A 23,154-nucleotide genomic window follows, 5' to 3' on the forward strand; every position below is an offset into this window, starting at 1 on the left:
TTCTCTGATGGAATCACAGATAAACTCAGTCATTCATCTTCATACATCTGAGCGACTTCATTCTATCAGCGCTTCCTAATCTCAATCATCCGACGCACGGTAAAGCCCGTCAAGCTCATACGGCGTCTCCTGGTACACATAATAGTTGAGCCAGTTCGCGAACAAGAGGTTCGCTACCGAGCGCCAGCGCACGACGGGCGTCCGCGTCGGATCGTCCTCCGGGTAGTAATTCTGCGGGATCTCAATCGGAAGCCCCGCCGCCACATCGCGGTCGTACTCCTGCTTCAAGGAAAGCGGATCGTACTCGGCATGACCCGTGATGAAGAACTGCCTCTTTTCGATATTGGCAATCGCATAGACGCCCGCGCGGCTCTCTGACTCCGCGAGGATCGTCAGCTCGGGCACGCGCTCGATGTCCGCCTTCTTTATCTCCGTATGGCGCGAATGCGGCACATAGAACTCATCGTCGAAACCACGGAAAAGGCGTTCGTGCTCGACGCAAAGGTGATGCTTGTAGACGCCGAAGACCTTCTGCCCCGTAGCCTGCTTGTCGATGCCGTAGTGGTAGTAGAGCCCCGCCTGTGCGCCCCAGCAAATATGGAACGACGAATAGCAGTGCTTCTTGCTCCACTCCATGATCTCGGCGACCTCGTCCCAGTAGGCGACCTGCTCGAAGGCCATCTGCTCGACGGGCGCGCCCGTGATGATGAAGCCGTCATACTTCCTGTGGCGCACCTCGGCAAACGTGCCGTAGAACTCCGCAAGATAGTCCTGCGACGTATGCTGCGGCACATACGACTCCGTATAGATGAAGTCGACCTCGACCTGCAGCGGCGTATTGCCCAAAAGGCGCAGGAGCTGCGTCTCCGTCACCGACTTGTTCGGCATGAGGTTCAGGATCAGAAGCCTAAGCGGTCGGATGTCCTGGCTGTAGGCACGCTCCGCATCCATGACGAAGATATTCTCGCTCTCCAGCACATGCGCCGCTGGCAGGCTGTTCGGTATTTTGATCGGCACGAAACCGCCTCGCTTTCCCCAAGCGGCCGAGCCGCCTCAATCGTGATTCAGTTTAGCATAGAACAGGGAAAGGTGTCAAATGAGAAGGGTGCAGGAAAAAGGAAAACCGCCTTGCGGCGGCTTAAATATTCGAGGAGTCGAATGTCATATTTTTGTGCTTCCTTTATGCTGCACTTTCTGAAATCATAGCTGCAATATCCTCATGCTGTATCGTATCGGTCTCGATTCTGCCATCCGAACGGTCTATATCGGCTTCATAGGCAACGCCAGCTTCATAAATCTCCACAATACTGGCTGTCTCACCGCTCTTAAGACGTACTCTGTCATACAATTTGATTTCCATAGTATCACCTCGTCACATAAATCGAAATCAATCGAACGACCTCTGTATCCTTATCTTGAATCCATGCAGTCATTACATTTGCAGTCTTTCCATTCTTGCCTGTCAGCGCCATCCGAATCTGAAACCGCTTGCCATACCCGTTGTCCGGCTTCTCTACCGCTGCGAAATCATTGATATGCAGAGAAACATTCCGCATCAATTCCTCTGCATCTTGTATCTGATACCCGAGGGCGGAATAGAACGCCTCCGCTTTATGCTTGTCTTTCGCCGGATTCAAGGCATACTGCGTGAGCTTCTCTTTTGGAAAGACCGCTATCCCATAACCCCGTATCTCTAGATTCATTATACCACCTTCAAACATATTTTTCGACTGTAAATTTGCGCCAAGGGCGCGTCATTCCATGTAGACACGTATTATTCTATGTGTTAAACTAAATATGAAAGGAGTCCTCCATGAAAAGTTACTCGTCGCGCGAAATCATCAAATTGCTGAAAAAAGACGGCTGGTACGAAGTCCACTGCGTCGGCGATCATCATCAGTTCAAACATCCGACGAAGAAAGGACGCGTCACCGTCACGCACCCGCGCAGAGACTTCCCCCTCGACACATTGAAAAGCATCGCCGAGCAAGCCGGCATCGACTTGCCCTGAATTAGCCTTAGGAGGTTGTTATGAAAGACGCATATACATTTCCCGCCATATTCCACGAGGCTTCCGACGGCATTTCGATTCACTTTCCCGACCTTCCCGGCTGCCTTCCCTGTGCGCAGACAATGGAAGAAGCCTTCCGCAACGCGAAAGAAGCCTTGCAGCTGCATCTCTACGGCATGGAGGAGGATGCGGAGGAAATTCCCGAACCAAGCCGCCTCGCCTCGCTCTCCTGCCGCAAGGGGGAAAGCCTCGCCATGATTGACGCCTGGATGCCGCCGTTTCGTGAAAAGATGCTCAACAAGTCCACGAGCAAGACCGTCACGATTCCTCGCTGGCTCGACATCCTCGCACGCAAGGAAAAGATCAATTACTCCCATCTGCTGCAAGAATCCTTGAAGAATTACCTCGGCGTGCAAACATCGGACAGGCAGCATTTCCACGGCAGATGAAAAGAGCCGCCCTTTCCGCGACAGCGGCGAGGGCGGCTCTTTTCTTTCACTCCCCATCTTCCCACCGACGCCATACTTTTTCATACGCCGCCTCGACTTCCTGCACATATTGGCGAAAGTTCATCAGCGGTGAGGCGAGGAGCATGTCGCGCTGTTTTTCTCGGAGCATTTGGAGCGTTTCGGGCGAGCCGGCGAGGATCTTGGCAATCTCCGTATACTCTCGCTCACTCTTGGCGATAAGCTCGGCAAGCCCTGCATTCTCCAAGAGGCTCGCGCCGAACCTCGCGCCGTGCGTCCCTCCCTTGAGCGTCACGACGGGCACGCCCATGCAGAGCGCCTCGCACGTCGTCAAGCCGCCCGTATAGGGGGCGGTGTCGAGCGCGATGTCCATGTCGGCGTACTCGGCGAGGTAATCCGAAGAAAAGCCGCGCAGCTCGATGCGCGACGCATCGAGGCCGAGCCTGCCGAAGCGTTCGACGGCGATCGAGCACCCCTCCTCGCTCCCAAAGAGCCGGCTTTTCAAGAGCAGCCGCGCGTCCGGCACATCTGCCAAGAGCTGCCACCATAGAAGCAGCATCGCGTCCGTGACCTTGCTGTAGTTGTTGAAGCAGCCGAAAGTGACATACCCGCGCGAAAGGCACGGCGGCGGCGCGACGTCCGGCATCGCGACGAACGGCAGGTAGCAGAAGTGGCTGTGCGGCAGGGAGAGCGGACGCTCGCTCCGCTCTTCCCGCGTGCCCTGCGACGCGCCGTCCTCCACCGCGAGGCGGCACCTTTCGGCTGCCGCGTCTTCCGCTTCCCCCGCCGCATCCAGCACCCGATCCCCAAGCAAATAGTCGATCGTCGAAAGCCCCGTCGACCCCATGTAGCCTAGCCCTGTAATCTGCACGGGCGCAGGCTTTCGCGCGAGGACGGCGAGGCAGTTGTCCTTCGTGTGTCCCGAGAGGTCGCAGAGGATGTCGATCTCGTCTGCCGCGACGAGCCGCGCCGCCTCCTCGGGCAAAAGCCCGAGGATATTCGTCCAGTGAACGCCCGGCTGCTGCGCCATCGTGCGCGACACAGCGTCCTCGCTGTTGTTCGCATAGCAGAAGACCTCGAAGCGCTCGCGGTCGAAAGCGCGAAGGAGCGGCAGCACGAAGAAGGCGACGGGGTGATGGCGCAGGTCGGGCGAGATATAGCCGATGCGAAGCCGCGCGTGCGCATGCCGCGCCCGCGTGTGCGTCATGCGCTCCACATCGGAAAAGAAACCGTCGAAGTCCTCGGCCAGTCCCACAAAAGGCGCACGCTCCTCCACAGCGACATAGTTGAGCGCGAAGAGCGCATTGCTGTACTCCGCAATGGCCTGCGCTTCATCCGCTTCCATTCGGCTCGCGGCGAGAAAGGCATGGACGCCCTCTGCAGCACTTCCCGCAAGCGTCAGCGCAGAACCCCTGAGGCTATAGCTTTCCGCAAGGAACTTTCGATAGTAGGCGGCGAGCGGGGCGGGCAGCTTCTCAGCAAGCCGCTCCTCCAAATACGAGATGAGCGCCGCGAGATGCTTAAGCTCCGTGCGCGTCCTGCCCTCGGCCTTCTCGATGTAAATCTCCTGCAGCGCCGCGCCCGGATGCGCGGGAGCGCTCTCGCGAATGCGGGCGATTTCTGCACGCGCCGCCTCATAGTCGCCGAGCTGCACGAGAGACGCCGCCAACACATAGCGAAGTTCCACGAGATCGTGAAAAGCCGCCGCCTCGCTGGCAGAAGCCCTCGTCCAAGAGGCAAACGCAGGCGTGAGCAGCGCACGCACATCCGTATACCGCGCGGCGGCAAAAAGGCGGCTCGCCTCGCCGAGCAAATCGGCAGGCGAGCCGCCTGCAAACGCAGAGAGCGGCTTCTTCGCTGAGCCGCCCTGCACCCTCTTCTGACGCTTGCTGCGCTTAGCCATGCGCTTCCTCCCCGTTCACGAAGAGCACCTTGCAGTACATCTCCTGCTTGTCGTGCAGCAAGGCGAACGCCTCCTCGTATTTTTCAAACGGAAAGGTATGCGTCACGAGCGCCTCAGCATCGACCGCATGGCTGCGCATCGCATTCATCGCGTCGAGCCATTCGGCAGGGCGTGTGTTGAGGCTGCTCTTCCATGCGCCGTGCAACTCGACCTCCTTCTGCAGCAAGAGATCGTACATGAGGCCCGTCATCTCAAGGCTCTTCTCCGGCCTTCCCATGACGACGACGCGCCCGCCGCGCTTCACGGACAGCAGCGCCGTCTCCAGCGCACCGCCCTCGCCGAGACCCTCGATGCACGCGTCGGCGCCGCGCCCACCCGTCAGGCGCATGACGTAGTTGTAGACGTCCGAGCCCTCGATGTCAACCGACTGCAAAAAGCCCAGCGAGCGAGCAAACGCCGCCTTCTCCATCGTTCGCGCCACGAGCACAACGTTTCGGACGTCGGCCTCGCGCGCCCAGCTCGCCAGCGCCAGACCGATCGAGCCGAGTCCGAACACCACGAGCATCGAGCCAGGACCTACGCCCGTCTTGCGGAAAGCATGCAGGGCCACCGCCGCCGCTCCCGTCAGCGCCGCCGCACGAAAGCTCACGTCGGGCGGCAAAAATACGAGGTTCTGCTTCTTCACCGCTACGAACTCGGCCATGCCGCCCGCACGCCCCGCGCCGTAGAGCTGCATCTCGCCGCAGTCGCGCGGCCTCCCGTCAAGACACGCCATGCAGCGCCCGCAAAAAAGCATCGGATACGCCGCCGCCGCGCGGCCGACGAGAGCGACATCCTCCGCCTCGACGATGCGCCCCGCGAACTCATGCCCGAGGATCTGCGGCACATTGCCCTCCGGCGCGCCCGTCTCGTAGACGCTCTTGACGTCGGACATGCTGATACCCGACGCCTTGACCTCAAGCAGCACCTCGTCCTTCGTGCGCTCGGGGCGCTCCACTTCCTCCAGACGCAGATCACGCGCCCCGTACAGCCGCAATGCCTTCATCCATGCCACATCCCTTCCATCTCCCGACGCCGCACCTTCTCGCTCAGCCATGTTGCCAGCTCATCGGATGCCATATTGCCCGCTGCCACGTCGATGATGACCTCTTCGAGCACAGCGTCCTCTTCCTCCAAGGCACAGCCATTGACCGCGAGGAACACCAGCATCGAATGAAGCGCCGTGCGCTTGTTGCCGTCAAAAAACGGGTGGTTCTTCGCAATGCCATAGCACAGCCGCGCCGCCTTCTCCGTCAATGTCGGATAAAGCTCCACGCCGCCGAAACTCTGGAAGGGTGCGTTGACCGCCGAGGTCAGCAGCCCCATGTCGCGCACGCCCTTCTCCATGCGGGACGTGCGTTCCATCTCCTCGTGGAAGTAGAGCACATCATCCACCACCAACTGAATCTTGCTCATCGGTTCTCCAACTCCTTGTAGAGCTTCGCGTTCTTCTTCATCAGCTCTATGGAAGCCTGCCGAATCAGCTTTGCCGCTTCGAGGCTCGTCCGGCTCGTCTTTCTCTCCATCTTTTCCTCATTTCTTGCACTCGTCATTGGCTTGCCCATGGCACACCCCTCCTCGCGCCTCGGAAATGCGTTCTTTTCCTTGCCCTATAGTATACCACACTTTGCCGCCTGCGCCTACTTTTGCTTTTTCTAGTTAAAAGGTCTTGCTTTCTTTTTCAATTTCTTTTATAATGAACGTATACGAATGAACATATCGTCACCAACGAAAGGATGTGCTGCCTCATGGCGATCACACTCGGAAACAACCTCATCCAGCACTCGACCTTGAACCGCATCAACCATACATCGAACAACCTCGCGCGTCAGATTTCGAGCGGCACGAAGCACCCGTCCGCCGTATTCGGACCTTCCGCCTATGCCATCGACATGCGCATGAATGCGAACATCGCCGCCGTCAGCCAGTCGGATGCCAATTCGCAGCGCACGAACGCCATGCTCAAAACGGCGGAAGGCGGCGTAAGCTCGTCCGTCGAAGCACTCGGCCAGCTGCAGCAGACGCTCCTCAACGCCGCCAACGGCACGAACAGCGACTCCGACCGCCGCGATCTCGGCAAGATGGTCGATCAGACGATCGCCACGCTCAATGACAACGCCGGCATCCAGTACAACGGCATGAACCTCCTCGACGGCTCGAAGTCCGCGAATGTCGCCTCCCTCGACGGCTCGACGAGCATCACGAACCTCGGCGACATGCGCTCTTCCGCGCTCGGCCTGACGGACGCGAACGGCAAGTCCACGCTGAACCTCGGCACGGACGCCGGCATCGCCGATGCCCTCGACAAGGTCACGACGGCGCTCAACAAGACGCTCGACCAGGCGACGACCATCGGCGCGGCACAGCAGCGCCTCAATTACCAGTCGGCAAACTTCGTCACGCAGGAAGAAAACCTCATGGCCGCCTCGACAACGAGCAACGGCACCGACATGGCAAAGGCCGCGAGCGAGTTCAAGAACAACGATACGCAGCAGAAGCTCTTCCTCTTCGCGCAGAAAGCGCAGATGAACACGATGGCATCCCACTACTCTGCCCTGGCTCTGCTTCGCTAAACTTGTAATATCTTCTTCCTATCGTCCGAATCAAATTTTCACTTCTATGCCATCGATAGAATGACTTGCATAACAACAAACAGATATGTTATACTGTAGATGGCAGGAATGTTGTAACGATTCCATAGTACATGCACGAAAATCCCCCCAAGATGGTACCTTGGGGGGATTTTCTATCCTCTTTCTTGCGAGCTGGGATTAAGGCTCAGGCTTGTTGCCTTTCGCTCTCGCGTCAAGCCATTGACAAAGGTAGTGGCAGACCACCCCTGCCGTGACGGAGAGAAGGAAGGTTGTAACGATATCCTCCACAGCAAATGCACCTCCTTCCCTTGCCGGTCTGGAGAGGCAACGTATAAAGTATAGCATACTTCGGCACGTTCTGCCATGCACATAGCAGAAGGAGGCTCCCGCTGCGGCGGGAGCCTCCTTCCTTATGCTCAGACGTGCGCGGCGATCATGCTGATGCCTTCGTCTTCTTCTTGATTTCCTCCTCCTCGTCATCGTCGGTATGGCTGTAGCCCTTGCCGCTGTAGTAGCCGGCACTGCCCACACCCTTGCCCAAGGCATTGGCGAGGCCTCGGTCGGCAGCTTTTGAAGAGCCGTCCGCATAGGAGCCTGCACCGCTCGAAGAGCCCGAGTTACGCAGACTGCCGCTCGCGCCCGTGCGAGCGTCGCTCGAAGAACCGACGCTCACGCCCGCTGCTGCGGCAAGACCGCGATCAACGACGCTTTCTGCACCGCCAGTTCTGCCCGCAGAACCGACAGCACTCGTTGCACCCTGCGGCTTGACAGCTGCGCCAGACTGTGCGCCCTGCGGCTTAACACTTGCACCCGGCTGTGCGCTCGGGCTGTAGTAGCCGCCCGAGCTTGCTGTACCGCCGGCAAGCGCGGCATTGCCGCCCGTCGTACCCTGCGGCTTGACTGCCGCACCAGACTGTGCGCCCTGCGGCTTAACACTTGCGCCCGGCTGTGCGCTCGGGCTGTAGTAGCCGCCCTGACCTGCTGTGCCGCCGGCAAGCGCGGCGTTGCCGCCCGTCGTGCCCTGCGGCTTAACGCTTGCACCAGACTGTGCGCCCTGCGGCTTAACACTTGCGCCCGGCTGTGCGCCCGCAACACGCGCGGCTTCATTCGCCGCGCCCGTCGCGCCCTGCACCTTGCCGTTCATGCCTGCTGTGCCGCTAACGCTCGCACTGCTGCCGATGTTCGTACCTGTGCCTTGCTGGCGGATTCCCGCAGCGCTGGCATTCGTACTCGTACCCTGCTGCGGCTTCGTGCCGCCGATGTTGACGCCCTCGCCCGTATAGGCGAGCGCGGCGTTAAGATCCTTGCTCTTGCCGAACGCGTTGCTTTCATCGAAAGCTGCCCTCTCATACACCTTGCTGTCAGGACGTATCGTGCGCTCAGGCACGACCTTGTCGACGCGCGGCGCGACGAAGAGCTTGCTCGGCACGGAACGCAGCGTATAGTTGCTGCCGTAGTTGCCGTTCGCCAGCGTTTTCTCGCCGTTCTTCGTGTACCAGCCCAAAATCTCATACGGATCCGGGGATCTGTAGTCCACGCTGCCCTTCGGTCCATAGAAGAACACACCGCTGTTGAAGCTCTGCAAATCTTTCTTGACCTTGTCCGTCAGCGGGCTTCCTTCGTTCGCCTGCGCCGAACCGTCCGCGATGTGACCCGTGAAGTTCATGCCACCCTTACCGACGTACGTCGCCTGCCAATCGGGCAGGACGTCCAGCGTGCGGCGTCGGATAATGCCCTTGCCGTAGATGGTGTTGTCGCCCTTTGCCGTCGTGATTTCATAGTTCGCGAGGACGGGATTGTGCTCCTCATCCTTCTTGAAGGTGTAGCGCACCGGGTGATTCTTGTAGTCCTTTGCGTCGCTGTCGGCTGCATTCGCATCAACGTCGCTGTCCTTGTCGTTGCGGTAGACGCCTTGGACGCCCAGAGCAGTCTTCACGGCATCGCCCTCGCCCTTAACGAGACCGTTCGCCTCATTCTGCTCCGCACTCGCTCCGTTGTAGTTGAAGCTCAGATTGTCGAGCGGATTGAGGACGTTCGCCGTGCCGTCGTAAATCTTGTTGGCGTCCTTCGCAGCATCGATCTTGATCTTGCGGCGATCGATCTCGCCTCGGTTCGACACGATCTGCGCCGTGCGGTCGCCCGACATCAGCGAACTGCCCGCCGCATCGACCAACATGTAGTTGTCGCTGTTCATGGCGATGTCGTACGTCACACGCCTGTTCTTGCCGACGTTCTTATTGTCGTACTCCGCTTTTGTCAGCGTCATGCCCCTCGCCTTGTCCTTGGCCTCCCAAGTCGGCTGTGCGGGGGCGGAAATGCCCGTGACTTTCGCATTCTTGTCCACGAGATTGATGTTGCCCTCGCGGAAAGCCGTCTTCGTTTCAAACGCATCCTTGCCATTGGCGTCCTTGCCTATGTACCTGCGAAGATCCTGAACTTCCTTCGTGCCGTCGTACTCCTTGACGATCGGCTCATTCTTGAGCGTCGCCGTGATCGGGCGCGGCATGATCTTCGCCGTATCTTTGAGATTGTCACTGACGAGCTTATAATTGCCCGCCTTGTTCCTGCGATTGGTCAGTTCTATGCCGTCATGGTAGGTGACGTCCTGCGCCTGCACGCCGTTCTTGTCCTTCTTGACGTTCGGCGAGGCGAACTTGCCGACGTTATGCGTCTGATTGAGCTTGACATCGCCTGCGTCCGCCGCGACGACACCTTCATCGCCTACAGCATCCACGAGTTTGAACGTTCGGCTGTGGATATTTCCGTCCTTGACGGCATACTGCGTGCCATCGTAAATCTTGTCCGGCGCAGCCGTGCTCGCCGGATCGAACGCTACGCGCACGATGCGCGGCGTGATGCTGCCCGTGCCGAGCACGGTGTCGGTTTGCACGCCCGAGGGAAGTGCCGCCGACGGCAGCTCGTAGTTGCCCTGCTTGACGGCGTCGCCCGTCTTCTGGAGTCTATACTCCACGAGTTTTCCGTCTTTGAGGACATTGCCCTTGGTGTCTTTGAGCACGTTGCCCGCGCGGTCTCTTGCCACATCGGCATCGGCCGTGCGCGAGTCCTTGTTGAGGAAATGCGAAGCAGCTGTATCGACCGTGAAGTCAATGCCGTCGTTCTTGAGCATCTTCGCCGCCTCTTCGTCCGTGACGTGCAGCTTGGAGCGAAGCTCCTGCTGCTTTTTCGCCAGTTCGCCGGCGCTCAAGGAAGGCGCGGTCAGAGACGACGTGCCGTCGTAGATCTTGCTGTAGGAGTCCGCCTGCACCTCGACCTTCTTCGGCGTGATCACCGCCCTGAGTCCCGACTTGTTGTCGGTACGGGTATCGGTCGCGGCGTCGCTCAGACGGAGATCGGCGCCGCTCGGGTTCTCCGAAAGCTCCCAATCCTTGTAGCGAGCGCCTTCAGCTTGGTTTGCCCACGCCTTGTCGCCGTTGATGCGCTTGAGTTTGTAGACGATGTCTTTGTTCAGCGTATCCATCGGATCGGCGCTGTTTTTCACATTGGCGTCGCTCTGACCGTGGTGCGCATGTCCGCCCGAGAGGTTCTCGTAGTGCGGACGGTAACCCTCGTAGTCTCCCTTCTCATCGCCGTACAGCGTATAGTCAAGCTCGATGGGACTTTCCCCCGTGCCGAGATCGACACTGAGCTTGAGCTTGTCGTGGAAGGCCTGCTTGTTATCAGGGCTCAGCGCCTTGCCGCCGATCTTGGCAAGCGGGTCTCCGTCGTACGTCTTGGAGAAGTCCGCGCCGTTCTTCAGCCACGTCTTCTTGAGGTCGAGCGTCAAAGGCTTGATGACACCCGTGCCGTAGACGGTGTTGTCGCCGTCGTAGAAGTAGTTGTTTGCGACGGAACCGGGCGTCTGCAGGCTGGCAAGGGCATCCTTGATGCCCGTAAGCTCGACGTCGCGCGCCTCGGGCGTACCGTTGAGATTGCCCTGCGGGCGCTTGACATGCTTATAGACAGCCGTATTGCCCGGCGTGTCAAGGAAGGAGCCTTCCACAGCACGGTCGCCGTAGCGTCCCGAGAGCTTCCCAGCGAAGGTGTTGGCCCTCGCATTTGCGGGGTCACTGAAGTTGAAGAACCCCGTGTCACGCTGTGCAACGCCGTCGAACTGCAGCCCCTTCTTCACGGCATTCGTGACATTGGCGTTACCGTCGTAGTTCTTGCCCCAGCCGTTCGTCTTCGTGAGCGTCAGCTGCTTCTGCCAGATGTTGCCGAGACCGTCGAACTTGTGCCCGTCATGCACCGTGCTGTCCGCGGGATCGATGAACGTCGTAGTCTCCGACGCAGCGGTCTTCAACGTATTGCCCGCCGCATCGACGACGCGAATCTGGAAGGTGTAGTTCTTGTTCGCTGCATCATCCTTGAGGCGCATCTTGTAGGTGACGTCCTTGTTCGCCGGCTGCAGCGGCCCCGTGTAATGCGGGTCGCGGTTCGCATTAGCATCCGTATATTCGCCCGTCGCGTTGAAGTCGAGCTTCTCACCATGTGCAAAGCCACTGTTCTCGTCGCCACCGATCTTGCCGTCGCCGTCGAGCGTGATGACCTTCTTCCAGTCGAGGTTCGGATTGTGTTCAACGAACTTGCCCGTCTTCTCGTCCTTCGTATAGTAGCCGTCCTTGACCTCCGTCGTGCCGTCGTAGACCTTCTGCACGAGGTGGAGCGTCAGCGCCACGCGCCTACCAAAGATCTCACCGCGCCCAAAGCCCGACGCATCGCGGTCATAGTTCTGGCTGAAGCGGTAGACGCCATCGGCACCGCGCTTCGCATCCGTCAGATGCGAATAGTCAAAGTTGCCGTCGCTTAAGGCGAACTGGAACTTGACATCCTTTCTCTTGCCGACGTCCTTCGCCGCGGTATTCGCACTCGCGACATAGTCGGCGCGCTCGACCGTATAGCCATCCGCCCTAAGGTCGAGCGGCGTGCCGTCGTCCTTCGTGTAGCGCGTGCGCATATAGTTGACATACTGCACGGGGTTCTTGACGTCCGCTGTACCGTCGTACGACTTCTTGATCGGCGTCGTCGTAAAGCCAGCCTTGAGGTCGTCACCCGTCAGGATACGCTTCGTGATCTCGCCATCGCCGTGCAGACTGTAGGTTTCGCCATTTCGCGCGACTTCCTTGCCGTTGTACGACAGGGTATAATTCGACACCTTCGTCGTTCCCGTGGGGTCGATTTGGATATTGCCGTAGTTGACGCCTTCCTTGTTGACATTCTCATCGAGATACGTCGCCGTGTAGTCCGTGCGGTTCAGATCGCCGCCGTCCGTACCTTTCCAGCCTCCCGTGATGTTCAGGAGCGTGTTGGGACTCGGGTTCTTGACCTTTTTGCCGCCGTCGTATTGCTTCGTCGCGTAGCCTGCAGTCACCGTCAAAGGTGCGCGGTTGATCTTGTTCGCCGTCGTCGTAAGGCCGTCGTTCGTCCCCGCCGCCGCATCATAGAGGACGCTGTTCGGGTGCTCCTCGTCGTAGACGACGTAGTTGTTCGCATAGTCCGTGCCGCCGGCATCCTGACCGTCGATCTTGAGCGTGTACTTGACCCACTTGTTCGCCGTATCGGACGCATCCGAAGCAGTGGCAGACGGGACGGCGGGATTTGCCACATAGGCTGCCGTCGTCGCATTCGTGCCGTAAGAGCCGGACGCAAAGACCACATCCTTCTTGCCCTCGGCGTCGTGGAATTCCACGAGGTCATTGGCATTCGCCGGCGCATTGTTGATACGCACATCCGTATCGGCATTGTACGTCTTTTCGACGGGCTTCGTGCTCGCATAGAGCTTGCGCCTCTCGATGTCGCCCTTGGCATAGATGCTGCCGCCGTTGTGGTCGACCACCGTGCCGTCCGCCGCATTGATGAAGCGATAGTTGTTCCTGTCCGCTCCATCGCTCTGCACGGTATAGGCGACGTCGTAGCCGTTCGCGTTCGCCGCCGCCGGCGCGATGTTCGCATTCGCCACCTTCGGCGATCCGGCGGCAGTCCCCTGCTGATAGTAGCCCTTCGAGCTTCCGAGAGAAACCTCGTCGCCTGAAACGATATCCTCCTTCACCAAGGACAGGCGATCCTCGACGTCCTTGACGTCCGCCGTGCCGTCATACGCCTTGCGTGCATAGCCATCGAGCTTGACGCGCAGATCCTTCGGCGTGATCTTGCCCGTATCGTAGGCATGATAAACGCCGTCAATCATGCGGCTGCCGTTGGCATCCGCCGTCTTGAGAGCGTCGAAATCGAAGTTGTTCAGCGTATCTTTCGTGAACTTGAGCTTGAAGAGCACCTTCTTGCCCGTGTCCACGTTCTTGTCGTCCGCCGTATCCGCAGCATTGCGGTACGTCGCCGACGCCACCTTGTCGACCTTGAGATCGTAGAGATGGTTGTTCGAGCCGTCTGTGATCTCGCTCTTGTCGATATGACTGGCTTTCCATCCCGCAGGATTTTCAGGCGTGCCGTCCTTGACGAAGGCATTGCCGTCATACGTCTTGTCCAAGTCTTTGAGTTTCAGATTGAAATTCGCACGCGTGACCTGGAACGGCGTGATCTCGCCGTCGCCCGTCATCGTGTAACCTGCCGTATCATTGCCCTGGAGCGCGTTCTTCTCGCTGTCGGCGAGATAGTAGTTCGCTGCATCCGTGCCCGTGAGCTTGATACCCGTATAGTTGACGTTGTTCTTCTTATCCTCTTCTGTCCTCGTCGCATTCTTCGACTTGTATTCACGCGCATAGACGTTGGGGGCGACGGTGTCGATCTTGACATCATCTTGTACAGGCGTGAGACTGTCATCCCACTGCTTATCATTGCCGTCAAAGAAATGCAGTCCGTCATTCGGGGAATCTACGCCGCCGACCTTGACATTAGGCGTGTTGTCGAATACTTTCGTGACCGCATCGGCCTTGAGCCTCAGCGCACGGCGGTTGATCGTGTTCGTATGCGTCGTCAACGTCGCATGGCCATTCTCATCTTGCAATTCATAGTTATTGAAGAGCGCTGAATTGCCGCTGAGAGCAAGCGTATAGTCGATCGTTCTGTTCTGATCGCCGACCTTCTTCTCCGTGTAGGAAGCCGTCGTCGCGTTTCCGAGATTGTCCTTCTTAATCAGTCCAGCTTCCGCCTGAGCAACACCGTTCTTGACGTTGTCGAACGTCACGAGCTGGTCGCCCGAAAGCTTAGCGCCGCTCTCATCGATGACGTCCTTCTTCGCATTGTACGTCTTCGTCACGTTGGAGTTGACGACATGTGCATAGACGGGACGCTTCGTGATCGTGCCGACGCCGAGCTTGCGCGTAATGGTGTTGTTCGCACTGTCGTAGCTGTAGCCCACAGCCTGTCCCGCCGTATTGTTGAGATCGGCGAAATCGTAGTTCTTCAGCAGGTCATCGTTGAGCTTGAGCTTATAGGTGACATTACCCGTACCCGAATTTGCAGCTACGTTCTTGTCCAGATAGTTGGCCTCAACCAGCGTATAGCCAAGAGACTTCTCACCGATCGTGCCGCCAAGATCAACAGCAACCTTCGTGATGTAATTCGCCGCTTTCGTCGAATCGTTGTCGTACTTTACGGGAGTATCTCCGTCATAGACCTTCTTGACGCCCGCAAAATCAAAGCGGAAATCATCTTTATTGACCTGGCGCTTTTCTATAATGCCCTTGCCCGTCATTGTATAGTAGCCGGCGTAATCCGCATCCTTGTCGAGAGGCTTTTCTCCTCCGCCTACCGCATAGACCAGACGATAATTCCCTGCATCCGTGCCCGTAAGTTTGATGCGACGATACGTCACATACTTCGCCTGATCCTGCGCAGCAGCATCCACATTGACATCCGCAGCATTGTAGTGGCGATAGTACTTGTCCGAAAGACCTGCGCCCGTGCCGTCCTTCGACGGGTCGATCTCATTGAGCTGGACGTCGTCAAGTACACCCGTGGAGCGGTCTGCATCGTCTGCTCCCGGCGCCGATTCGTGCTTTTTCGGCCTCGCCAATTCCAGCTTTCCCTGCCCCGTCGCTACATCGACATCACCGTTGTACTGCCGCTGGACATCCGTAGGAGCCTTGACGAGAAGATCCGCCTGGGTGATCGTGCCTTTGCCCGTAAGCGGCGCATTCACAGCATCCCATTTCTGTCCCGCATACGTCGAGCCACCATCCGGCGCATGGTAGAAAACATAGTTCGTCTGCACACCAGTAACCTTCGGCGTATAGAGAACCTTGTCGGCTGCATCGCCGGCATTGCGATTTTGATAAGCGCCCGTCGAGATATTGGACGCATCATCGAAGCCGTTCTCATTCTTGGCAAATCCCGCGTCCTTCTGTCCGCCATTGCCAAGACTGAGGAACGGATCTCCGCTGGTCGCGCCCTGGAGGATCAGTTTCGTCGTTCCGTCGTAGGACTTCGTGGTCATTTCCGGGTTCTTGGCGTTGCCGCTGAGGCTCACATACATCTTGCGCGACTGGATGTAGCCGACGCCGTCCTGCTCGAAGGTGATGCCATTGACGTCCACCGTGTACTTTCCTGTTGTCGCCGCATTCCCATCGTGCCAGTTGCCAAGCTCGTAATTCCCTGCGGCATCTCCGAGAAGCTTGATCTTATATTTGACGCCATAGGCAGCGGCACCTGCGTGCAGTGTAGCGCCATCATCCTCCTGCGCGTTTGCGTTCGGTGCCATAAAGTTTCCTGTATTGGCAGATGTCTTGTAGTATACGGAGTTCGCCCGCTCAATCTCGTAGCCGATGCCCGGCTTGAGTTCCGTCCCATCGACCGTGAGCTTCTGCAGTCCGTCCGCCTCGGCGCGTTTGTTCGCGTCGTACGTCTTCGTGACCTTGCTCTTCAAGAATATCTTGAGGTTGTCCTTCGTCAGGGCCATCTTCGTGATGTCGCCGAGGACGTCGAACGCATCGTCAATCTCATAGTTGCCGCTGTCCGCTCCCGTGAGAGCCGTCGAGATGCCCGTATATGCCACGGTATAGCCCGTGCCGCGGTTCACGGCTTTTTCGGTTTTCGCCGCATCCTTGTAATACGTTCCCGTGATCGTAGTGCCGGTGCCCGTATTGAGCGTGACCGTATCGCCCGAGATCTTGCCGTCGAGGGTATGCTTGCCATTCAGCAGCGACGCCGAAGCGTCAGAGCCGCCGTTGTAGCCGCGCGTGACTGTCGAAGTAGATGTAAGCGTCAGCTTCTTCGGCGTGATCTTGCCCGTGCCCGTCATCGTGATGGTATCGGTTGCGCCGCCGTTCGTCGTGCTCGTTCCATACTTCAGGCGATAGTTCGTCGCAGCGTTGGTGCCCGCGAGGCCGATCTTGTACTCGACGTCCTTGCCATCTTCAATAACATCGCCCGTCGCCGTGCGCGAGACGTCCTTGTCGCCGGCCTCCAATCCGCTCGCCTTCTTCTTGTAGACGGCAGACGTCGCCGTGATGCTCGCGCCGTCGCCCGCGACGAGCTTGTGCTTGTCCGTCGCGCCCGCGGCATAGTCGAAGTTCGTGCCGAAGGTTTTGTCGGCAGCGAGGACGTCCGCATTGCCGTCATACACCTTGTCGATGCCCGTCTTCTTCAGGAGATCGAGCGTAATCGTGCGCGGTTTGATTGTGGCTGTATTCTTGATGTCATACGTGTCTGTAGTCGTAAGGTCTTTCGTCGTGGCGCCATCTTCGAACGCATAGTTTTCGAGCGCCGAGCCACTCGCTTTAAGGGTATAGGAAAGAAACTGCGCGCCGTTGGGGCTCGTAGCTGAGTAAACATCCTTCGTATTGGCATTGCTGGCGTTCTTGTAGTATGCCTTGCCGTCTGCGGCGCTGATCGTGAATTGGAGGTTGTTCTTGTCCTTTTCGACAAGACCTTTTTGCGTGTCCGTAGCAGTGCCGGCATTCGCATCGACCGCAACCTCCACCTTATGCTCCGTGCCGTCAACGAGGAGGTAGTCCTTGCCATCGTATTCCTTCGAAGCGCCCGTGATGCTGAAGTGGCTTGCATCGAGCTTGCGCTTTTCAATCGTGCCTTTCCCCCAGAGCGTGCCGCCTGAAGTCACGGCGGCAGCTGCATTCGGATCATCGTCAATGGCCTCACGGTAAAGGATATTGCCCTCCTGATCGACGAGCTTGTAGTTCTTCGTCTTCGCTGGGTCGGAAGTATTCTGAAGCTTGACACCTTCATATGCGACATCGTGCGCGCCTGCGTTCTTTGCTTCCTCATTCGTCGCTTTCGTCTTGTACTTCGCCGTGACATCAGCCTGGTTTAGCTTTACATCACCCGATGCCACAAGCGGCGTCGCCGAATCCAAAACAAGATTGGGATTCGGCTGATAAGCAGCGCCAATGACAGCCGATGTGCCGTCATACGTCTTGTTGATCCCCGTATCCGTAGTCAGCTTCGCCTTGATCGTCTTCTGAAGGATATTGCCCGTGAGCTTCTTGTCGTTGATCTTCGTCGCATCAAATTCGTAATTGCCGTCGGCGTTGCCGAAATGCACCTTGGAGCTGTCTACATAGATCGACTTGTTGTATCCAGCATTGGGACTTAGAGCCGCGCCTGACGTCCAGTTGCCTTTCTCGCGGAACGTCACGCCGTTGGTATTTATGGTCATCGTTGCGCCATCACCGTCGACGAGCCCTTCGGTTCGCACGACAACATTGCCCGCCGTGAGCGCTGCTTTGAACGCATCTCCGGCGTTCGCTGTGCCGTCGTACTCACGCTCGATTTTGCCCATCTGTCCGACATCGCCGATAACCTTGCGCTTCTCGATATGAAGATTCGCACCCGCGATGTCGTAGCCGTGCTGCCCGCTGACGAGCATGGCTTCCTTGCCCGCATTGCGCCGGCCGCCACCGCCGCCTTTGCCCTGCGAGTCCGCTTTGTTCAGTTCCACAAGGCTGCGATCCTTCGCGCCGTAGAGCTTGATGTCATCATCCGTCGTACCTACGCTCGTGACGGGCGTGTAGTTGTCGCCGTCCTTATGCGCGATCTTCAGATAGTCGGCATTGTAGGTGCGCTTGGTGATGTCCTTGCCCCCATTGCTCTCCGTACCTGGGCGCTTGACATAGCTGCCGTTCGTCTTGTCCTCCGCTTGCACCGTATAGCCGGAAGCGATATTGTCCGAATGCCCGTGATTCGCCTGCTGAAAATCGGCATACGAATACTCCGCCTGCACTGTCCCTTTCATAAAGGCGGTAAGAAGCGGCGTCGACTGCCCCGCGAAGATGCGCCATGTCTTGTTCGCACCACCCTCGTCGGAGATGTCCCAACCAGCGTAGGTTGCTGCCTGTTTGGCATCCTTTTCCACTGGTGTACCGCTAGGTACAACAAGGGTTGCTTTACCATTAGAATTCTTGGTATAGGAGTTAAAAATAAAATTTTGGGTCGTTGGTGCAGTCAAATCGGCAGTCGTAGTATATGCGTCTTTAATAAAACTGCCTGCAACATAATTGTCCAAAACCTGATAAACACCAGCAGAAACTCCACCTGTAGTTGTCCCAGTATTATAAACAGCATATATCTTAACATTGCCAGTTATAGCTCCAGCCAGTCCTCCCCCTTGCGTCACAGTCGCAGCATTATAGGCATGATCTAATGATGAACCATCCAACATTCCAACGATGCCGCCTGCATAGCTTCCCGCACCAATACTTGTCGTCGATTCATTATAGACGGCACTAATAACCGTGTTTTCTTTGGCATGACCGACAAGACCGCCGCCATATTGAACAGAGGAAAGATTTGCATTCTTCAGCCCGACGTTCATAATGGTCGCGCCTTTTGTCGTGCCGAACAGTCCCACATATTCCGCACTCGTGCCCGCGCCAAGCGTCAAACCCGAGATTTCATGGAACATGCCATCGAATTTGCCCTTGAACGGATCCGTGCTCGTGCCATACGGCGTATGCGTGCCGGTCAGGGTGATATCGCTGCGCAGCATATAGTTCTTGTTCTTTTCCATGAGGTCCAGATCAGATTCCGAACCGATCAACTTGTACAGATTGTCCCCCGTCAAGTTTTTGTACTTTCCCGCCGCGCCTACGGTCGGCAGAGGGTCTGTCGGTATGCCGATATTCGTATGACCGACATGCACATAGCCCGTATACGGGCGCACCGTCTTTGTGCCATTAGCCTCCACCTTCAGTGGATCTATATTGGCAAGCGTATATACCTCGCTCGACTCGATATTCGCATCGTTCATGATGCGAACGCTCCTGCCCTCGAGGACAATCTTAGCTGCTTTCAAGTTCTTCCCAGAGACATTATCGACGAGACTGACGACATCGGCTTTTGCCGACGAAGCCGCCTTCCCGTTTGCCGGCGTGTCAATAACAGTACCATTGCCGATCTTGCTGCTGTTCGCCGCCTGCGAATAGTCGACCCCCGTCAAATCCTGCGTCGTCACATAGAGGTTGCCGACGTCGACGCTCGCATCCTTGCCGAAGATCACGCCATGCGTATTGGCGATATAGACATTGTTGCCGCCCTTCATCTCGCCGTCGATATGTGACGTCACATTGCCCGTGACAATATTGAGGTAATTGTTCGTCTTTGCGCCGCCATCAAACTTCACAGTCTCACCGCTCTTGACGGAAAAATCCTTCCAGCCGATGACATTGTTCGTCGTGGTGCTCGTGATGTTCGTCGTCGTTCCTGACTGACTGATCGCGGCACTGCCTGCACGCACGCCATTATTCGCTGGGCCGCCGCCGTCAGCAATCGGCGCACCGTGCGCCGTCGAGGCAATGCCGAGGAGGCCGGCAAAGAGACCGAGGCTGACCTGACACGCCAAGGCGTCCTTCTTGCTCATTCCTCTCATTTCTTATCTTCCTTTCTATCGCAAGAGAAGCCACCACAAGATGTGGTGGCTTTCTTTCCTTCTCGACTCCTGCCTCGGCAGGGCATTGAGGCGGCAAAAGCCACCTGTATCTTACTGCAGCAAGCTCAGCACGCCGCTCGACGACTGGTTCGCCTGTGCGAGCATTGCCTGCGCCGTCTGCGTGAGGATATTGCTCTTCGTGTAGTCCGTCATCGCCTTCGCCATATCAGCGTCGCGGATCGTCGACTCGGCATTCTGCGTGTTCTCGCTCGCCGTGATGATGTTCGACGACGTGAACTGCAGGCGAGCCTGCGCTGCGCCAAGCACTGTCTGCTGGTCGAGGCACATGCCGATGGCATTCTCAATGACGTTGACCGCCGCATTGGCGCGTGCACGCGTCGTGACCTGGATCGCCTTCGAGTCAGACCCCATCATGCCGAGTGCCTTCGCGTGCATGTCGGTGAAGCCGACCTTGACCGCCTGGTTCGAACGCGTGCCGATCTGGAAGACCATGGCGTTGTCGGGCGTCGGATCTTGGGCGCGCACTGTCATCTGGAATTTGTCGAACATATTGTTCTGCGCTTTCTTGATATTGCCCTGTGAATCGGTCAGGCAGAAGGTCACGCCGCCAATCTGACCCGTCGTGCCGCCATTCTTCGCGCGAATCGTCAGAGCATCCTTGCCGTCCGCTGTAACAACATCATGTCCATATTGATCAATACCAACCTTGGACAATCCATTAGGTGCCGGGCCTTGATAAGCCTCCAAATCCGTATTGCCCGGATCTGGAACAAACTTTCCAGTTCCACTTGCAGTATTAGTAAAACAAGCCGTCAAGTTAAAGCTTCCGACGCGGAACGTCTTCTCGTATGTCTTGCCATCTTTGACATAGGAAACAGTCATCCAGTCCGTTGGCAAAATCCCCAAACTATTCCCATTACGATCCTTGTAATTGGTCAATGCCGTACCCGACGGATTCGTCCCCTCGGCAAACGACTGATTCGCCCAAGAGGATTTCGTGCCGCCACCATCTGGGAGCACCTGGTTATTGTACGTGCCGCTCATCAGAATCTTGCCGTTGTACTGGATGTTCGCGTTGTCGTTGATCTGATCGACCATCGCGTCCATTTCCTTCTGAATCGTCGCGCGGTCATCGTCCGTGTTCGTGTCGTTCGCCGCATTGATGCACTTTTCCTTGAGCGTGCGCAAAATCTCGACGGTCGAGGCGACAGCGCCCTCGGCGACCTTCATCATGCTGTTGCCGTTCTGCGTGTTCTGGTTGTCCTGATCGAGCGCACGAATCTGCACGCGCATGCGCTCAGAGATCGACAGGCCCGAGGGATCGTCGCCGGCGCTCGTGATCTTCATGCCTGAGGAAACCTGCGCAAGGCTCTTCGCACGGTCTTTCTCGTTCTTGTTCAGCGTGTTCAGCGTGTTCGCTGCCTGCATATTGTTCTTTACTACTAGTGGCACAGCAAAAACCTCCCTGATCATTGACGCCACAGCCAAAGAAACGCGCTTCCTTACGCTGCGACTGTCTTCCCTGATATGCCCAGAGGTCTCCGCCGACCTCCCTATCACTTTACAGCAATTATATCGTAGCTTCCTCCATTTTCCTTAAGCAAAGCGATGATTTTTTTTGCCATGAAGCCCCAAGAGGTCAAGCCGAAGGCGCTGACCTTTCGCCGTTTTCCCATATTCTCCGATCACACGAGCAGCTTCTTCATCTTCTGCAGCGCACGCCGCTTGACCACGGCGGCATAAGCGGCGCTGAGGCCGAGCTTCGCTGCGGCTTCCTTGAGACTCCAATCCGCAAGATAGACGAGCGACAGAAGCTCCTTCTCGCGCTCCGACAGCGTCCTCATCGCAGCGAAGAGCGCATCCTTGAGCGCGAAGTCTGCAGCTGTGCCGCCTGCGGCTTCATCTACGACAGACTCCCAGAAGCTCTTGCCCTCCTCGTCATTTCCCGGATGCACCTCGCGCTGCCAATAGGCGCGCTCGCGGCGGAAGAACGTATGCAGATCGCCGTAGACGCGGCGCTTGGCAAAGCCCTCGAACGGCACGCCGAGCGCCGCGTCGAAATCGCGCACGGCGCGCAGGAAGCTCTCGCGTGCCGCCTGCAAAGCGTCCTCAAATACGGTGCGCAGATGGCGCTGTCGCGCCGCGCGAAAGAACATCCTCTGAAACTTCTCGCAAAGCTCTGCCAGAACTTCGCCATTTCCCCTCTGCGACTGCAAAACCATTTCGTTGATCGTCATTTTCCTCACCCTTGGGCGAGGAACCGGTTCCTCTATGTATTAGCGCTTGCCGCTATTGTAGCGAAGAGGATGCGGCGGGCGCAAAAGCCGAGTGATGGTTGACTCGCTGGGAAGTTTGGGAGGAACGACGCGTACACGAACGGCGACAGGAGAAGACGACGCGTGTGCCTTGCATGCGATTACGGAATATGTTATACTGTGGGTGGCAAACGTTGTGATCAAATTCGGTACGCGAAAAGCCCCCCAAGGTGCTAGCTTGGGGGGCTTTTCTATTCTTCACGCCATACAGCAAAGAGCGCCGCAGCCCATTTCGCTGCGGCGCTCTACGCACGTTCTTTCATTTTCTTCTATTTCCTTCCTAGGGAAACGCTGATAAAATGAAGTCGCCCAGATTTGCGCAGATGCGCTGTATCTATCGAGGAGACAAACCGCAGGCGTAGCGGTGCTACGTCGAGGATTTGTCGACGACGAGAGGACAGTGCAGATGCGTGAAGATGGGTGGCTGAATTTATCAGTGCTTCCCTAAAGCGGCACGATTCCATGCCTTCTGCCAGAAGAGACGGCGCAGTACGGCAGCTTCGGTCTTTGCATCGAGGTCTTGACGCAGGATTTCCGCCGCGCGAAGATGGGCGGCGAGGGTTGCCGCGCCCCAAAGCGCACGGATGCGCCTACCACAGGAAAGCTCGATCTCAGCCGACTCTTCAGCGCGAACGAGCTGCGCGTGCATGGCATTCACGACGCCCATCGCCGCATCGCCTCGAATGCGCGGCCGCCGTGCGCGAAAGGGCACGAGCACGAGTTCCGATGCAATCGCCAAGGGCGCCGTCTGCGCAAGCGCCGTGCGCTCCTTCGCCCACGCACGCAATAGCGGCAGAGAACGGCAATGACGCCTTGCCAAACGCTCCAGCACAGTGCGCAGACGCGCCCGCACGAGACGATCCGTACCGTCCGCCAAGAAAAGGCGCGTGGCGTCGCCCTCCCCATCGACATATTCGGGCAGCGCCGCCTCGATCTCCCAATCCTCAGGCAAATCCCAATGCTTCATTCCTTCTTCCTCCCATCTTATCCAAACATCTGTTCGCTAAATCAGTATAGCATATAGAACAT

Annotated in this window: 15 protein-coding genes; 3 read left to right on the top strand and 12 right to left on the bottom strand. The window is 57.6% G+C overall.

The genetic code is table 11. The features are described from left to right. Nucleotides 1-81: 81 nt before the first annotated feature. The 3 genes from metA to QZ177_RS06350 form a co-directional block, all read right to left on the bottom strand. Entirely contained in the window at nucleotides 82-1,017 is a 936-nt protein-coding gene (metA, locus tag QZ177_RS06340) for a homoserine O-succinyltransferase (RefSeq protein WP_009645985.1), read from the bottom strand. A gap of 163 nt (nucleotides 1,018-1,180) precedes the next feature. Continuing rightward, nucleotides 1,181-1,360 (bottom strand): hypothetical protein, encoded by a 180-nt coding sequence (locus tag QZ177_RS06345; RefSeq protein ID WP_006193596.1) that lies wholly within the window; start codon nucleotides 1,358-1,360, stop codon nucleotides 1,181-1,183. 4 nt (nucleotides 1,361-1,364) lie between these two features. Further along, the gene (locus tag QZ177_RS06350) at nucleotides 1,365-1,703 is read right to left on the bottom strand and encodes a DUF6883 domain-containing protein (RefSeq protein WP_294176102.1); all 339 of its coding nucleotides are present in this window, start codon (nucleotides 1,701-1,703) and stop codon (nucleotides 1,365-1,367) included. A 110-nt stretch (nucleotides 1,704-1,813) separates the two neighbouring features. On the opposite strand from QZ177_RS06350, the gene QZ177_RS06355 reads away from it, so the two are divergent. Together QZ177_RS06355 and QZ177_RS06360 are read left to right on the top strand one after the other, a co-directional pair. Then, complete coding sequence (locus QZ177_RS06355) at nucleotides 1,814-2,011, top strand: type II toxin-antitoxin system HicA family toxin (RefSeq protein ID WP_265070283.1); 198 nt, start codon at nucleotides 1,814-1,816, stop codon at nucleotides 2,009-2,011. Between the two features lie 20 nt (nucleotides 2,012-2,031). Then, nucleotides 2,032-2,460 carry a type II toxin-antitoxin system HicB family antitoxin gene (locus tag QZ177_RS06360; protein ID WP_265070284.1) on the top strand — a complete coding sequence of 143 codons (429 nt, stop codon included), beginning with the start codon at nucleotides 2,032-2,034 and terminating at the stop codon, nucleotides 2,458-2,460. Nucleotides 2,461-2,506: 46 nt separating this feature from the next. Here the strand turns inward: QZ177_RS06360 and QZ177_RS06365 are convergent, their stop codons facing one another. The 4 genes from QZ177_RS06365 to QZ177_RS06380 are packed head-to-tail and all read right to left on the bottom strand — an operon-like array spanning nucleotide 2,507 to nucleotide 5,985. After that, a complete protein-coding gene (locus QZ177_RS06365; RefSeq protein ID WP_294176106.1) occupies nucleotides 2,507-4,381 on the bottom strand; it encodes a hypothetical protein in 1,875 nt (624 codons plus the stop codon). Then, nucleotides 4,374-5,477, bottom strand: a complete 1,104-nt coding sequence (locus QZ177_RS06370; protein WP_294176108.1) for an alcohol dehydrogenase catalytic domain-containing protein — start codon at nucleotides 5,475-5,477, stop codon at nucleotides 4,374-4,376. The genes QZ177_RS06365 and QZ177_RS06370 overlap by 8 nt, the downstream gene beginning before the upstream one ends. Beyond that, a complete protein-coding gene (locus tag QZ177_RS06375) occupies nucleotides 5,423-5,836 on the bottom strand; it encodes a type II toxin-antitoxin system death-on-curing family toxin (RefSeq protein ID WP_265070286.1) in 414 nt (137 codons plus the stop codon). Before QZ177_RS06375 ends, QZ177_RS06370 begins: the two co-directional genes overlap by 55 nt. Then, the gene (locus tag QZ177_RS06380) at nucleotides 5,833-5,985 is read right to left on the bottom strand and encodes a hypothetical protein (protein ID WP_009646744.1); all 153 of its coding nucleotides are present in this window, start codon (nucleotides 5,983-5,985) and stop codon (nucleotides 5,833-5,835) included. The genes QZ177_RS06375 and QZ177_RS06380 overlap by 4 nt, the downstream gene beginning before the upstream one ends. Nucleotides 5,986-6,168: 183 nt before the next feature. On the opposite strand from QZ177_RS06380, the gene QZ177_RS06385 reads away from it, so the two are divergent. Continuing rightward, nucleotides 6,169-6,993, top strand: coding sequence for a flagellin (locus QZ177_RS06385; protein ID WP_009646727.1), 825 nt, complete (start codon nucleotides 6,169-6,171; stop codon nucleotides 6,991-6,993). Nucleotides 6,994-7,191: 198 nt separating this feature from the next. On the opposite strand, the gene QZ177_RS06390 is transcribed toward QZ177_RS06385, so the two are convergent. From QZ177_RS06390 to QZ177_RS06410, 5 genes are all read right to left on the bottom strand, one after another. Continuing rightward, complete coding sequence (locus tag QZ177_RS06390) at nucleotides 7,192-7,302, bottom strand: nitrate reductase (RefSeq protein ID WP_198003347.1); 111 nt, start codon at nucleotides 7,300-7,302, stop codon at nucleotides 7,192-7,194. A gap of 145 nt (nucleotides 7,303-7,447) precedes the next feature. Beyond that, nucleotides 7,448-19,789 (bottom strand): filamentous hemagglutinin N-terminal domain-containing protein, encoded by a 12,342-nt coding sequence (locus QZ177_RS06395; protein ID WP_294176116.1) that lies wholly within the window; start codon nucleotides 19,787-19,789, stop codon nucleotides 7,448-7,450. Nucleotides 19,790-19,900: 111 nt separating this feature from the next. Further along, nucleotides 19,901-21,262 (bottom strand): flagellin, encoded by a 1,362-nt coding sequence (locus QZ177_RS06400; RefSeq protein WP_294176118.1) that lies wholly within the window; start codon nucleotides 21,260-21,262, stop codon nucleotides 19,901-19,903. A 233-nt stretch (nucleotides 21,263-21,495) separates the two neighbouring features. Beyond that, nucleotides 21,496-22,047, bottom strand: a complete 552-nt coding sequence (locus QZ177_RS06405; RefSeq protein ID WP_294176120.1) for a sigma-70 family RNA polymerase sigma factor — start codon at nucleotides 22,045-22,047, stop codon at nucleotides 21,496-21,498. 511 nt (nucleotides 22,048-22,558) lie between these two features. Further along, nucleotides 22,559-23,092, bottom strand: coding sequence for a hypothetical protein (locus QZ177_RS06410; RefSeq protein ID WP_294176122.1), 534 nt, complete (start codon nucleotides 23,090-23,092; stop codon nucleotides 22,559-22,561). Between the last annotated feature and the right edge of the window lie 62 nt (nucleotides 23,093-23,154).

The sequence above is a fragment of the uncultured Selenomonas sp. genome (assembly GCA_905372355.1).
GTDB lineage: Bacteria > Bacillota > Negativicutes > Selenomonadales > Selenomonadaceae > Selenomonas.

Excerpts from the sequence above, each read along its gene's own strand:
- QZ177_RS06345 (WP_006193596.1), bottom strand. The coding sequence starts at position 1,360 with ATGGAAATCAAATTGTATGACAGAGTACGTCTTAAGAGCGGTGAGACA.
- QZ177_RS06350 (WP_294176102.1), bottom strand. The coding sequence starts at position 1,703 with ATGAATCTAGAGATACGGGGTTATGGGATAGCGGTCTTTCCAAAAGAG.
- QZ177_RS06355 (WP_265070283.1), top strand. The coding sequence starts at position 1,814 with ATGAAAAGTTACTCGTCGCGCGAAATCATCAAATTGCTGAAAAAAGAC.
- QZ177_RS06360 (WP_265070284.1), top strand. The coding sequence starts at position 2,032 with ATGAAAGACGCATATACATTTCCCGCCATATTCCACGAGGCTTCCGAC.
- QZ177_RS06365 (WP_294176106.1), bottom strand. The coding sequence starts at position 4,381 with ATGGCTAAGCGCAGCAAGCGTCAGAAGAGGGTGCAGGGCGGCTCAGCG.
- QZ177_RS06370 (WP_294176108.1), bottom strand. The coding sequence starts at position 5,477 with ATGGCTGAGCGAGAAGGTGCGGCGTCGGGAGATGGAAGGGATGTGGCA.
- QZ177_RS06375 (WP_265070286.1), bottom strand. The coding sequence starts at position 5,836 with ATGAGCAAGATTCAGTTGGTGGTGGATGATGTGCTCTACTTCCACGAG.
- QZ177_RS06380 (WP_009646744.1), bottom strand. The coding sequence starts at position 5,985 with ATGGGCAAGCCAATGACGAGTGCAAGAAATGAGGAAAAGATGGAGAGA.
- QZ177_RS06385 (WP_009646727.1), top strand. The coding sequence starts at position 6,169 with ATGGCGATCACACTCGGAAACAACCTCATCCAGCACTCGACCTTGAAC.
- QZ177_RS06395 (WP_294176116.1), bottom strand. The coding sequence starts at position 19,789 with ATGAGAGGAATGAGCAAGAAGGACGCCTTGGCGTGTCAGGTCAGCCTC.
- QZ177_RS06405 (WP_294176120.1), bottom strand. The coding sequence starts at position 22,047 with ATGACGATCAACGAAATGGTTTTGCAGTCGCAGAGGGGAAATGGCGAA.
- QZ177_RS06410 (WP_294176122.1), bottom strand. The coding sequence starts at position 23,092 with ATGAAGCATTGGGATTTGCCTGAGGATTGGGAGATCGAGGCGGCGCTG.